Source organism: Pseudomonas sp. RW10S2, from assembly GCF_014268985.1.
Classification (GTDB): Bacteria; Pseudomonadota; Gammaproteobacteria; order Pseudomonadales; family Pseudomonadaceae; genus Aquipseudomonas; species Aquipseudomonas wayambapalatensis.
The window spans coordinates 1-12,562 of the sequence record NZ_JABWRO010000146.1; the positions used below are offsets into that span (position 1 = coordinate 1).

11 protein-coding genes are annotated in these 12,562 nt (G+C 63.6%); 3 read left to right on the top strand and 8 right to left on the bottom strand.

Annotated features, from left to right (window positions below):
• Positions 1 to 41 precede the first annotated feature (41 nt).
• From HU729_RS22975 to HU729_RS23000, 6 genes are all read right to left on the bottom strand, one after another.
• Positions 42 to 1,472, bottom strand: coding sequence for an aldehyde dehydrogenase family protein (locus HU729_RS22975; protein ID WP_186711633.1), 1,431 nt, complete (start codon positions 1,470 to 1,472; stop codon positions 42 to 44).
• A 13-nt stretch (positions 1,473 to 1,485) separates the two neighbouring features.
• The gene (locus tag HU729_RS22980) at positions 1,486 to 2,985 is read right to left on the bottom strand and encodes a cytosine permease (RefSeq protein WP_186711634.1); all 1,500 of its coding nucleotides are present in this window, start codon (positions 2,983 to 2,985) and stop codon (positions 1,486 to 1,488) included.
• Positions 2,986 to 3,070: 85 nt separating this feature from the next.
• Complete coding sequence (locus tag HU729_RS22985) at positions 3,071 to 3,460, bottom strand: nuclear transport factor 2 family protein (protein ID WP_186711635.1); 390 nt, start codon at positions 3,458 to 3,460, stop codon at positions 3,071 to 3,073.
• A 132-nt stretch (positions 3,461 to 3,592) separates the two neighbouring features.
• Complete coding sequence (locus HU729_RS22990) at positions 3,593 to 5,242, bottom strand: tyrosyl-tRNA deacylase (protein ID WP_186711636.1); 1,650 nt, start codon at positions 5,240 to 5,242, stop codon at positions 3,593 to 3,595.
• 160 nt (positions 5,243 to 5,402) lie between these two features.
• Positions 5,403 to 6,113, bottom strand: a complete 711-nt coding sequence (locus tag HU729_RS22995) for a hypothetical protein (protein ID WP_186711637.1) — start codon at positions 6,111 to 6,113, stop codon at positions 5,403 to 5,405.
• A 133-nt stretch (positions 6,114 to 6,246) separates the two neighbouring features.
• Positions 6,247 to 6,726 (bottom strand): Lrp/AsnC family transcriptional regulator, encoded by a 480-nt coding sequence (locus HU729_RS23000; protein WP_186711638.1) that lies wholly within the window; start codon positions 6,724 to 6,726, stop codon positions 6,247 to 6,249.
• A 225-nt stretch (positions 6,727 to 6,951) separates the two neighbouring features.
• On the opposite strand from HU729_RS23000, the gene HU729_RS23005 reads away from it, so the two are divergent.
• Both HU729_RS23005 and mdeB read left to right on the top strand, forming a co-directional pair.
• On the top strand, positions 6,952 to 7,419 hold the full coding sequence (locus HU729_RS23005) for a transketolase (RefSeq protein ID WP_186711639.1): 468 nt from the start codon (positions 6,952 to 6,954) through the stop codon (positions 7,417 to 7,419).
• A 39-nt stretch (positions 7,420 to 7,458) separates the two neighbouring features.
• Complete coding sequence (gene mdeB / locus HU729_RS23010; protein ID WP_186711640.1) at positions 7,459 to 10,167, top strand: alpha-ketoglutarate dehydrogenase; 2,709 nt, start codon at positions 7,459 to 7,461, stop codon at positions 10,165 to 10,167.
• 22 nt (positions 10,168 to 10,189) lie between these two features.
• On the opposite strand, the gene HU729_RS23015 is transcribed toward mdeB, so the two are convergent.
• Positions 10,190 to 10,699 (bottom strand): AsnC family transcriptional regulator, encoded by a 510-nt coding sequence (locus tag HU729_RS23015; RefSeq protein WP_186711641.1) that lies wholly within the window; start codon positions 10,697 to 10,699, stop codon positions 10,190 to 10,192.
• 157 nt (positions 10,700 to 10,856) lie between these two features.
• Here HU729_RS23015 and HU729_RS23020 point away from each other — a divergent pair, with 157 nt between their 5' ends.
• Positions 10,857 to 11,873, top strand: a complete 1,017-nt coding sequence (locus HU729_RS23020) for a 1-aminocyclopropane-1-carboxylate deaminase (RefSeq protein WP_186711642.1) — start codon at positions 10,857 to 10,859, stop codon at positions 11,871 to 11,873.
• A 31-nt stretch (positions 11,874 to 11,904) separates the two neighbouring features.
• Here HU729_RS23020 and HU729_RS23025 read toward each other — a convergent pair whose 3' ends face one another.
• Positions 11,905 to 12,372: a DoxX family protein gene (locus HU729_RS23025; RefSeq protein WP_186711643.1), complete on the bottom strand. Its 468-nt coding sequence runs from the start codon at positions 12,370 to 12,372 to the stop codon at positions 11,905 to 11,907.
• Between the last annotated feature and the right edge of the window lie 190 nt (positions 12,373 to 12,562).

Genomic DNA, 12,562 nt, shown 5'->3' on the forward strand with positions numbered 1-12,562 from the left:
GCGATGGGCTGCAAGGCAGCCCCAACTGCATTACCGAGACCTCAGCCTACGCACCGCGTCACATGCTTCACCGACAGATACCCCGACAACCCCCAAGGCCCAAGCTCGCGCCCGATGCCGCTGCCCTTTGTGCCGCCCCACGAGGTTTCGACGAACACCGCCTGCACCGAGTTGATCCACACATGCCCGACCTCCAGCGCATCGGCCACGCGCTCGGCGCGTTCGAGGTCCGCCGAGCAGACCGTGGCCACCAGGCCGAAGCGGCTGTCGTTGGCCTGGGCAATTGCTTGCTCTTCCGTGGTGAACCGGCGTGCGCACAGCACCGGGCCGAAAATCTCTTCGACCCACAAGCGGCTGGTCTCGGGCACATCGACGTACAGTGTCGGACTGACGAACCAACCTTCGGCATCCAGCGCCTTGCCACCGGCCAGGCACTTCAACCCTTCTTCACGCGCCCTGGCGAAATAGCTGGCAACCTTGAGCCATTGCGCCTGGCTGGTCAGCGGGCCCATCTCGACGTCTTCGACCAGTGGATTGCCCACGCGCAATTTCTCCAGCGCCGCCTGCAGGCGTGGCAGCAGCGTGTCGGCGATACCGTCCTGCACCAGCAGGCGTGAGGTGGCCGAGCACATCTGCCCGGCGTTCCAGGTAATGCCGGCGACAATCCACTCTACCGCCTGGTCCGGATCGCAGTCGTCGAAGACCACGATCGCCGACTTGCCGCCCAACTCCAATGTCACTGGGCGGCACTGCGTGGCGGCGCTGCGCATGACCTGGCTGCCGACGGCATTGCTGCCGGTGAACGACAGCTTGTCCAGACCGTTGTGGCCGCTCAGCGCCGCGCCGGTCTCGGCCTTGCCGTTGACGATGTTCAGCACCCCGGCAGGGAGCCCCAATTGTTCGGCGATCTGGCCGTAGGCCTGTTCGATCAGCGGGGTGACCTCCGAGGGCTTGAGCACCACGGTGCAGCCGGCGGCCAGGGCCGGGGCGAGCTTCCAGGCACTGGTCACCAGCGGGAAGTTCCACGGCACGATCAGGCCGACCACGCCGACGGCTTCCAGGCGCGTGCGTGCGGTAAAGCCTGGGGCGGCCAGGGGCACGTCGCAGTTTTTCTGCGGCAGTTGTTCAGCGAGCTCGGCGTAGTAGGCGAAGGTTGCCACCGCGTCGTCCAGATCGATCTCGGCCTCGTGCCGTGGCTTGCCGTTGTTGCGCATCTGCAGCGCGATCAGTTCCTCGCGGCGGGCACCGAGCTGTTCGGCAAATCCGCGCAACAGGGCCGCGCGCTCGGCGGCGGGGCGGCTCTTCCAGGTGGGCAGCGCACGGCGTGCGGCTTGCACCGCCTCGTCCACCTGGGCGCTGCTGGCCGATTTCAGCTCGGCGAACGGGATGCCCAGAGAGGGATCGCAGACGCTGATGCTGTCGTTGCCTTGGCCTTCGACCCAGCGGCCGTCGATGTAGTGGGGGGTGGTCATGGTCGGATTCCAGTCAGGCCATTTCGGCAGTGGTCACGGGGGGCACGGGAGCGTCTTTGCAGCGTACCCAGCGCGGGCCGCGCGGGCCGTAGACACCGGCAGGTTCGGGGAACAGGTTGAGCAGGATCAGGTACAGCACGCCGGCGATGCCGAGGGTGACCGGCAGGCTCAGGTCGATGCCGCCAGCCAGGTCACCGAACGGGCCGACGAACTGTCCCGGCAGGTTTACGAAGCACAGGCCCACGGCGGCGCTGGGGATCCAGGCACCCATGCCGCGCCAGTTCCAGCCGTGCAGGAACCAGTAGTGGCCGCCACGCTGGCCGCGGGTGAACACCTGCAGGTCGTCGGCGTGGTAGAAGCCACGGCGGGTGATCAGGCCGAGGATCATGATCACCATCCACGGGCTGGTGCAGGTGATGATCAGCACGGCGAAGGTCGATACGCTCTGCACCAGGTTGAAAGCGAAGCGGCCGATGAAGATGAAGGCGATCGCCAGCACACCGATCAGCAGGGTGGCCGCCGCGCGGCTGAGCAGGCGCGGGAACACGCTGGACATGTCCAGCCCGGTGCCGTACAGCGCGGTGGTGCCGGTGGACATGCCGCCGATCACGGCAATCAGGCATACCGGCAGGAAGAACCAGGTCGGCGAAATCGCCAGCAGGCCGCCGACATAGTTGTTGCCGGCGATATAGTCCGGCGCCTGGCTGGCCACCAGGGTAGCGGTGCACAGACCGAACAGGAACGGGATCAGGGTCGCGGCCTGGGCCAGGATCACCGCCAGCATGATGCGCGATTTCGGGGTCTGGCGCGGGATGTAGCGTGACCAGTCACCGAGGAACGCGCCGAAGGACACCGGGTTGCTCATGGCGAGGATCGCGGCGCCAACGAAGGCGGCCCAGAAGCCCGGCTGGCCGAGGTTGACGCTGCCGGCGAAGCTTGCGTCGAACGGTCCGGCGAAGGCGGCGACGCCGAGCAGGAACAGCAGGCTTGAAGCCCATACCGCAACCTTGTTGACCCACAACATGAAGCGGAAACCAAAGATGCATACCACCAGCACCAGCACTGCGAACAGGCCATAGGCCAGACCCAGGGTGAGGTCGGTTTCGGGCAGCCCGACCAGGCGCTTGGCGCCGCCGATCAGGGCATCGCCCGAGCTCCACACCGACAACGAAAAGAACGCCACGGCGGTCAGCAGCGACAGGAACGAGCCGACGATCCGTCCGTGTACGCCAAAATGCGCACCGGACGAGACGGCGTTGTTGGTGCCGTTGAGTGCGCCGAACAGCCCCATGGGGGCAAGGATCAGCGAACCGACCCCGACCCCGAGCAGGATCGCCCACAGCCCCGCCTGGAAGGACAACCCGAACAGTACCGGGAAGCTGCCGAGCACGGCGGTGGCGAAAGTGTTGGCGCCGCCGAAGATCAGGCGGAAAAGGTCAAGGGGAGTGGCGTCGCGTTGATCGTCGGGGATCTGTTCGACGCCATTGGTCTCGATACCGGTCGAGTGGCTCATGGTGGTGCTCCAGCGCGAGTGTTGTTGGCCTGTAGCAGGCTTTGTTGTGAGTGCGATGGCAGTGCGGCAAGGCCGTTGTCGAAGGTCAGGCGCAGGAGGCGACCGACAAGTGTTCATGGCACGCCAGCCAGCGCTCGCCTTGCAGGCGGAACACGATGGTCTCGCGCTCGTTCAGCGCTTGTTCCTGCTCGGCAATGCGAATGCGTGTGGCCACGTCGTGCATGAAGATCGCCAGATCGCCCTGCAGGCTCACGTGGGCATTGCTCGAGGTGCAGCCGAGCACGGCAAAGCCGTCGGCTTTCCACTGGGCCCAAAGATCTTCATAGGCGCGGCGAGACAGAAGCGGTTGGGGCAGCGTATGGAACAGGAACGTGGCGTCTTCGCTGAAACAGGCGAAATAGCGGGCGGTATCGTTACTGGCAAAGGCGTCGACGAGGTCGGCGGCAGCTTGCCGTACCTGGAGGGTCTGGTCCACGGGAGTGGCCTCACGGTTATTGTGATTGTGGTGAGGCGATTCTGGAGAGGCGTGTCAGGGGGAAAAATCGGCAGGGGCAAATAATCAGTTCAGAAAATCATGAACTGATTATTTGCCCCTGGCGGGAGGCCATTAACCGGCGTTGAGTTCGCTACGGTAGTTTTCCAGGTACACCTGACGCTCGTGGCTGGCGGCATTGCGGTCGGCTGCGATCATGTCCAGCTTGCCCGCCGCCTGGGTAAGATAGGCCGGCAGTTCGTCGTTGGTGATGTACTTTCCGGACAGCGTGTTGAGCTTGCTCCAGCCGTCCTTGAACGTCAGGGCGAAATGATCGGAGACAATGCCGACGGCGATCCACTGCCCGGTCTGACTGATGAAGAATGCGTCGGTGGACTCACACAATTGCGAGAAGAGGTAGTCGCGGCTCGAGTCGATGTCTTCGGCATCTTCGAACTCTTCGATCTGCTCTTGGGCATCCTGGCGAATGATCTCCATGAAGTCGCAGAACGAGCGGAAGAAGAACGCAATTTCCACGACGATTTCGCGGGTGCGCTTGAGGGCGCTAACGCTCAGGTTCAGTGACCTGATGGCAAGCTCGATGATCTCCTGCTCGCTGCCTTTGCCTGCCATCAGCACAGAGACTTCCGCCAGTTCGGCTGCCTGTTCGCGCCGGGCGGTTTCGTACTTGTCGGCATTATCGAGCATATGCAGCTGCATCTGGCGCAGGTTGTCGGCTTGTTCCCGGCTGGCATCGCTGATCTCACCGGCTGCCGAGGCCAGCGTCTGGAGCGCGGAATCCAGTGTTCCAAGGTGCTCCTTGGCCAGGTTGTACTTGACCTTGGCCTTGGCCAGAAGCTCTTGGGCTTCGGTGATCCGGTTCTCCAGCGCCTTGAGCTTGCCGGTGTCGCTCTCCTGGCCTTTCTGCTTCTGATAACCGGAGATCGACGTCTGCAGTTTCTCCACATCCTCCTGTATCAGGGCCAGTTCCGCGCGCTGCTCGGAGCGTTCTTTCTTCAGGCGAATGAGATCGCCAGTGGTGTCGCTGTTGGCGCCTTTACCGACGCTGGTAGCGACTGAGGCGGCGGCGATCAGCGACGAGCCGCCGCCGCTGGCGGCCATGGCCACCAGTGGCATGGCGGCCGATACCACCTGCGCCGCACCACGCAGCATGCCTGACCAGAAGGCGCGCTCCTCGGAAGACTTGGCTTGGGCTGCATAGTCGCGGGCAAGCGCCTCGTAGCGCTGGACCTGTTGTTGCATGTCGGCTACCAGCGATTCCAGTGCCTTGCTGCGAGCCTTGTGCTGAAGAATTTCCTGACGAATTTTTTCGTTGGCCTCAAGTGTCAAGCTCAAGGCCATTTCGCTGCTGGCGGTCACTTCGTTGGTGTCATTGATGATGCAATCGTAGCGGTCGACGATGGTTTGCAGGTTCGCGTTGACCTCCATGGCCGATTTTTTGATCTCGTTGGCCATCTCCATCAGTTCTTTGCCGACGAAGCGCTTGATCTGCGTGATGTCGCCGCTTGTCTGGGCGGCGGTCCAGCCGGTCAGGCCGCGGTTGAGCCTTCGGGTGAGACGGCTGGCGGCATTGCTGGCGGCCTTGATCTGGCGTTCACTCTCCTGCTGCGCTTTGATCAGGCTGTTCATGATGCTGCTGATCTTGACGCGGATGTCGCCGTTGCGTTGGGGCGTGGTGTTGTAGGCGATGTAGAGCAGGTCGATGGCGTGGTCCGTATCGATCCTGGCGCGCGACGAGTCGTAGGAGCCCTCGATCCTGTTCACGTAGTGAGTCACGAGCGGGCTGTGGACGGTTGGCAGGCTCAACGGTTGGGATGCGCCATGAGTTGTCAGTTCCTTACGGATGTTTTTCTCGATCAGGGCTCTGCGGCTGATGAATGGGGTAGATTCAGACACGGTGGACCTCTTCTGTGGATTGGGAGAACTATCTAGCGGGGGTTTGGAAATCGGGGGATGGCTGTCGGCCGAATCCCGAGGGGGCTGTCGCCGCGCAGTCGTCTATCCATGTCATCGAATAGAAGGCAATGTTGCTGAGCTGTGACCAGAGCGTTTTGAGCAGCGCATGGGTGTCGTCGAGTGCCGACTGCAGCAGAGGGTGCAGAGGCACGACCTCCTCGGCGTAGCACTGAGGGCTGTGCTGGGGGGATTCACAGTCATGGCGTGCGGCGGTGAATGCGTCCAGTTGCTGGAGTACGGCGCTCTGTTGCAGGCGTGTGCTGCTGAGTGCCGGTTTCATCACCGTCAGGTTGCGCTCGTCGAACTGGGTCGAACGGATGGCGCTCTGATTGGTCCAGATTTCGTTTTCAAGCGCTTGCAGACGTATGCGGTGCTCTGGTCGCCACGGCAGTTTTTCGTAGTCCTGGAGCTCCTGGTCCAACTGCTGGCGCAGGCGGGCTATACGACGTTCGATTTCGGGAATCTGCCGCAGCCTTTCACCCATGGTGGGCTCCAGGCGATGGATGCTGTCGATGAGCAGCCGCTCCAGACTCTCCAGATGCGGCACGCACTGCGCGGCACGGCGTTCCAGTTGCAGAGTCTCGGTCTGCGGATCGGCTGGCTGTGCGCTGATGAGCCCTGTGTATAGCAAGGCCACCGCCAGACCTGGCAATTGCATGGACGCGTTGATAAGTGGCATGGGACGCTCCGTTCCTGGGGGAAGCGGAGCGTCTGCGACGGACCGCTGTCGGCATTAGAGCGTCGGGGCACAGCTCGAAAAAGAAGGAACGGATGCCTTTCAGGGAGGGTTTACCAAAGCAGGTGGCATTGCCTCAGATATTGATGAAACCCCCGGACTTCACCTCGTTGAGCACGAAGAAGGTGCGCACCTGCCGCACTCCGGGAAGGGCGATGATCTGCGTATTGTGCAGTTGGTTGAAGGCCGGCAGGTCACGCACGCGGATCTTCAGGAAGTAGTCCACATCCCCCGCCACCAGCCAGCATTCCAGCACCTGCTGCAGGTTGCGCGCGGCCGCTTCGAACGCGGCGAAGCTCTCGGGGGTGGAGCGATCCAGCACCACGCCGATGAGTACTACGGTGCCTTGCTGCAGCACGTTCGGATCGACGTGGGCATGCACCCCTTTGATCACGCCCGCATCGAACAGCCGCTTGGTGTGGTTCCAGCACGCAGTGGTGCTCAGCCCGACCTTCTTCGCCAGTTCCGCGTTGCTGATTCGGCCATTGGCTTGCAATGCACGCAGGATCTTGCGTTCGTGGGCGTTGACCTCGATGGACTTGGAGGGTTCTTTCATCGCGCTTCCTCGGTCTGGCGTGGGGCCCGCTGCCGCCAGGCTTGGGCGGTTGCCGGAATGATGGTCTGTTCTGCAAAGCAGTCACGGGACGGTCTTCAATGGGCGCTAGGAAACGGGAAGGATGTTCCCGATCAAGCTTGAGAATAGGTATGAAATTCAAACCTGCGCTGAGTATCGTTTTGGAGCAGGTTTCATGCGCACAGGCCCGACGAGAGGGAGCAGGTCATGCTGGCGATTTCCAGGTTCGCAAGGTGGGTGAAGGCGCCATCGCAGGACGTGGCGGTGGTGGTGGTGTCCAGTGCAGCGTTGCCCGAAAGCCTGGGCAGCGGGCTGCACGCCGCGCTCGATGGCTGGAACGAAGTTGCCCATCTGCACGTGCAGGACATGGACGGCCTGCAGGCCAACTGGCTGGCCGCCGGGGAGGGGCAGCGCACGCTTGCCGCCGAGTCGGTGTGCGAGGCCAGCGCGCTGCTGCGAGCGGTCTCCAAGCGGTGCTACCTGCTAGACCTCGAGAGCGACGGGCAGGTGCGCCTGGCATGGCTAGGCTCAGTGTGTGGCCATGAGCTGCGCTGCCTGCAGCTCGACCCCGCGATCAGTCGTCAGGGCTCGCCCGTGACACAGGTCGAGCAGGTCGTCGACGTGGCGCGGATGCTGGTCAAGCGGATTCTCGAGGAACGCTTCCTGGCGGTCTGAAACCCCACCCAACAAGCACACCGAGGTGCAAGCGCTGTCATGAGCATCCATCAAGCCGCAGGATCGTTGCGCGAGCCGTCCGCCGAGGACGATATCGACTCCCAGGGCCTGGACGAGTGGCGCGACGCGTTGCTGTCGCTGCTCGAACACGAAGGCGCACCGCGCACGCGGGTGCTGCTCGACAGGCTTGCGGCGCTGGCGCGGCGTCACGCAGTCGGCTGGCAGCCAGGGCATGGCACGCCCTATATCAATAGCATCGGCGTCGAGCAGCAGCCGGTTTTCCCAGGCGACCTGGCGACCGAGGAACGCCTGGCCTCGATCATGCGCTGGAACGCGCTGGCCATGGTGGTGCGCGCCAACCAGGCCTACGGCGAGCTGGGCGGTCATATTGCAAGCTACGCCAGTGCCGCCGACTTGTTCGAGGTCGGCTTCAACCACTTCTTCCGTGGCGGCGATGCACCGGGGGCAGGTGACCTGGTGTTCTTCCAGCCGCACTCGGCGCCGGGTGTCTATGCCCGGGCCTTCCTCGAAGGGCGCTTGCAGGTTGAGCAACTGGAGCACTATCGACAAGAAATCACTGCGCGGCGCCGCGGTGTGCAGGGGCTGTCGAGTTATCCACATCCCTGGCTGATGCCTGATTTCTGGCAGTTCCCCACCGGCTCCATGGGCATCGGGCCGATCAGCTCGATCTACCAGGCGCGCTTCATGCGCTACCTGGAGCACCGAGGCCTGCGCCAGAGCGCCGGGCGTCGGGTGTGGGGCGTGTTCGGTGATGGCGAGATGGATGAACCGGAAAGCATGTCGGCGCTTACCCTTGCCGCGCGCGAGCGTTTGGACAACCTGGTGTGGGTGGTCAACTGCAACTTGCAGCGCCTGGACGGCCCGGTGCGCGGCAACGGGCGCATCATCGACGAACTGGAGGCGCTGTTCAGCGGTGCGGGCTGGCGGGTGATCAAGCTGGTCTGGGGATCGGATTGGGATGGCCTGTTCGCCCGCGATGCCTCCGGCGAGTTGGAGCGCACGCTGTCGGCCACCGTCGATGGGCAGTTCCAGACGTTCGCCGCCAAGGATGGGCGCTACAACCGCGAGCATTTCTTCGGCCAGAGCGAGGCGCTGGCACAGATGGCCCAAGGCATGAGCGACGAACAGATCGACCGGCTCAAGCGCGGTGGTCACGACATGGTGAAGATCCATGCCGCCTACCATGCCGCCCAGCAAGGTGATGGTCGCCCGACCGTGGTACTGGCGCAGACCAAGAAAGGCTACGGCATGGGTGAGGCCGGGCAGGGCAAGATGACCACGCACCAGCAGAAGAAGCTCGACCGCGAGGCGCTCATGGCCTTCCGCGATCGCTTCAACCTGCCATTGAGCGATGAGCAGACCGAGTCCCTGGCCTTCTACAAGCCTGCCGACGACAGTCACGAGATGCGCTACCTTCATGCACGCCGCCAGGCACTGGGCGGTTACCTGCCGTCGCGGCCACGCCAGGCCCAGGGGCTGCCGGTGCCGGCGATGGCGAGCTACGCGGCATTCGCCACCCAGGCCGATGGCAAGGAAATGTCCACCACCATGGCCTTCGTGCGCATGCTCGGCGGGTTGCTCAAGGATCCTCAGCTCGGGCCGCGAGTGGTGCCTATCGTCGCCGACGAGGCGCGCACGTTCGGCATGGCCAACCTGTTCAAGCAGATCGGTATCTATTCCAGCGTCGGCCAGCGCTACGAGCCCGAAGACATCGGTTCGATCCTTTGCTACCGCGAGGCGCTTGACGGGCAGATCCTCGAAGAGGGCATCAGCGAGGCGGGGGCGATCAGCTCCTGGGTGGCGGCGGCCACCAGCTATTCGGCCCATGGCTTGCCGATGCTGCCGTTCTACATCTACTACTCGATGTTCGGCTTCCAGCGTATCGGCGACCTGATCTGGGCCGCCGCCGACCAGCGCGCCCGTGGTTTCCTGCTGGGCGCCACTGCCGGGCGTACCACCCTGGGCGGCGAAGGACTGCAGCACCAGGACGGCCACAGCCTGCTGATCGCCTCGACGGTGCCCAACTGCCGTGCTTACGATCCGGCGTTTGCCGGCGAGTTCGCGGTGATCCTCGACCACGGCATGCGGTGCATGCTCGAAGCGCAGGAAGATGCGTTCTACTACGTCACCCTGATGAACGAAAACTATCCACAGCCCAGCCTGCCGGAAGAGGTCGAGGATGACATCATCCGGGGGCTCTACCGTCTGGAGCAACACCTGCCCGAAGGGGCGAGTGGCACGGTGCGGTTGCTGGGCTCAGGTACGATCCTGCGCGAAGTGCAGGCGGCGGCACGCGTGTTGGCGCAGGACTGGGGCGTGGCCAGTGAAGTGTTCAGCGCCACCAGTTTCAGCGAGCTGGCGCGCGAGGCACGGGAGGTGGAACGCTGGAACCGGCTGCATCCGCAGGAGTCGGCGCGGGTCAGTCACCTGGTGCAGTGCCTGCCCAAGGGCGCGCCGGTGATTGCCGCGACCGACTATGTCTGCGCCTGGCCGCACCTGGTGGCGCCATACGTGCAGGATCGCTTCGTTGCCTTGGGCACCGATGGCTTCGGACGCAGCGACAGCCGCGAGCGGCTGCGTGGCTTCTTCGAGGTGGACAGCCGGCAGATCGTGCTGGCGGCCTTGTCGAGCCTGGCCGATGAAGGCGTGCTGGAGCGCCAGCGGTGTGCCGAGGCGATCGTGCGCTATGGCATCGAGGCCGAGGCGCCGGTGCCGTGGGGGTGTTGAGATCGTGGCGTGAAGTGTTGTTCTACAACACAATCCGAGTCGTCGAAAGCACCTGGCGCAGGCCCATGAACGAACGGATCTGCCGCACCCCCGGCAGATACAGCAACTGCTCGGCATGCAGGCGGTTGAAGCTCTGGCTGTCGCGGGTGCGCAGCAGCATGAAATAGTCGAACTCCCCCGTCACCACATGGCACTCCATGCACCCGGAGACCTTCTGCGCAGCCGCTTCGAATGCGGCGAAGGACTCCGGGGTGGAGCGGTCCAGTACCACGCCGATCAACACCACCATCCCGGCATCCAGCCGCTCGCTGTCGAGCAGGGCGACGATGCCCTTGATCAACCCCGTCTGCTTCAAGCGTTCGACCCGTCGCAGACAGGCCGGGGCGCTGAGCTTGACCTTGTCGGCCAAGGCCACGTTGGCAATCGAGGCGTCCTGCTGCAGGGCACGCAGAATCGCGCGGTCGATACGGTCGAGCTGTGGCGGCCCGGACAGGGGAGGGGTTTTCCGCTCGCGTTCATTTATTGCTTTCAATGCCTGAACCTCACAACAAAGCGAAGTGAAATGATCGATCAATAAAACAATAGCTCGAAATTCAGGGAAAACTTGCAACCCGTTTTTCCACCAACCTCCCTAGCATTGACCCTATCGGAGCCCGCGATCCGCGTGTTTCGCAACTGGGAGCACAACCATGAACCTGAGTCGCTACGAGCGTTACCCGCTGACCTTCGGTCCCTCCCCGATCACCCCGCTCAAGCGCTTGAGTGCCCACTTGGGGGGCAAGGTCGAGCTCTATGCCAAACGCGAGGACTGCAACAGCGGCCTGGCCTTTGGTGGCAACAAGACACGCAAGCTCGAATACCTGATCCCCGAGGCGCTGCAACAAGGCTGCGACACCTTGGTGTCGATCGGCGGCATCCAGTCGAACCAGACGCGCCAGGTCGCCGCAGTGGCCGCGCACCTGGGCATGAAGTGCGTGCTGGTGCAGGAAAACTGGGTGAACTACTCCGACGCTGTGTATGACCGTGTCGGCAATATCGAGATGTCACGCATCATGGGGGCCGATGTGCGGCTCGACAGCGCGGGCTTCGACATCGGTATCCGCCCCAGCTGGGAGCAGGCGATGGCGGATGTTCGCGCCAAGGGCGGCAAGCCGTTCCCGATTCCGGCAGGGTGCTCCGAGCACCCCTACGGCGGGCTGGGCTTTGTCGGCTTTGCCGAGGAAGTACGCCAGCAGGAGGCGGAGCTGGGCTTCAAGTTCGACTACATCGTGGTGTGTTCGGTTACCGGCAGCACTCAGGCGGGCATGGTGGTCGGTTTTGCCGCCGATGGGCGCTCGCAGCGGGTGATCGGCATCGACGCTTCAGCCAAGCCGGAGCAGACCAAGGCGCAGATCCTGCGCATCGCACGTCACACCGCCGAGCTGGTGGACCTGGGGCGCGAGATCACCGAGGACGATGTGGTGCTCGATACCCGCTACGCCTACCCCGAATATGGGCTGCCGAACGAGGGCACGCTGGAGGCGATCCGCCTGTGTGGCCGGCTGGAGGGGGTGCTGACCGACCCCGTGTACGAGGGCAAGTCGATGGCGGGGATGATCGGCATGGTGCGCGATGGCGAATTCCCCGAAGGTTCGCGGGTGCTGTATGCGCACCTGGGCGGTGTGCCGGCACTCAACGCCTACAGCTTCCTGTTCCGCAACGGCTGATCGAGCGTCGCCTGAACGGGTCGCGTTGCACTTAGCGCCCGTGCCACAACCTGTGATCCAAGGCAAAGCGTCCGCCGCCCCGGATGGCCATGTACAACGCCAGGCTGCCGAGGATCACCGGATATTCGATGCCCCGGTCCACCCACGGCCAGGTCGGACCGAGGGCGTAGCTGATCCCGACCATCTCCGCGGCCATGGCCAGGGCAACGGGCCGGGTCAGCACGCCGACGACGAGCATCAGCGCGCCGACGGTTTCCAGCAGCATCACCAGAAACGCCAGTTCGGCGGCGAACGGCAGGCCCATCACGTTGCCGATGAGGTGGGTCGAACTGGCCATCGGATCGGCCATCGAGCCATGTGAGTCACCCAGCAGCTTGGGCAGCCCGTGGGTGAACATGACGATGCCCAGTACAGCGCGCAGCAGGGCGTAGAACACCGGCTCCAGGCGTGCCTGAAGATTGCGGACGGATGACGGGGTGTCGCGGGGAATGCTGGTCATGTTCGAGCCCTCGCAGTGTTGCTTGCGTCGATGGTCGGCAGTGGAGCGGTTGACTCAATGATGGTGGTTGATGCCGGCGGGATAAAGCGGGCGGATTGGACTTGTCAATTCCAGCTGCATTAACAGTAGCCGTGATGTTCGCCTAGCGGCCCCTCGCCCATCGAGGCTTCCAATAGCCCAAAAAAAAAAA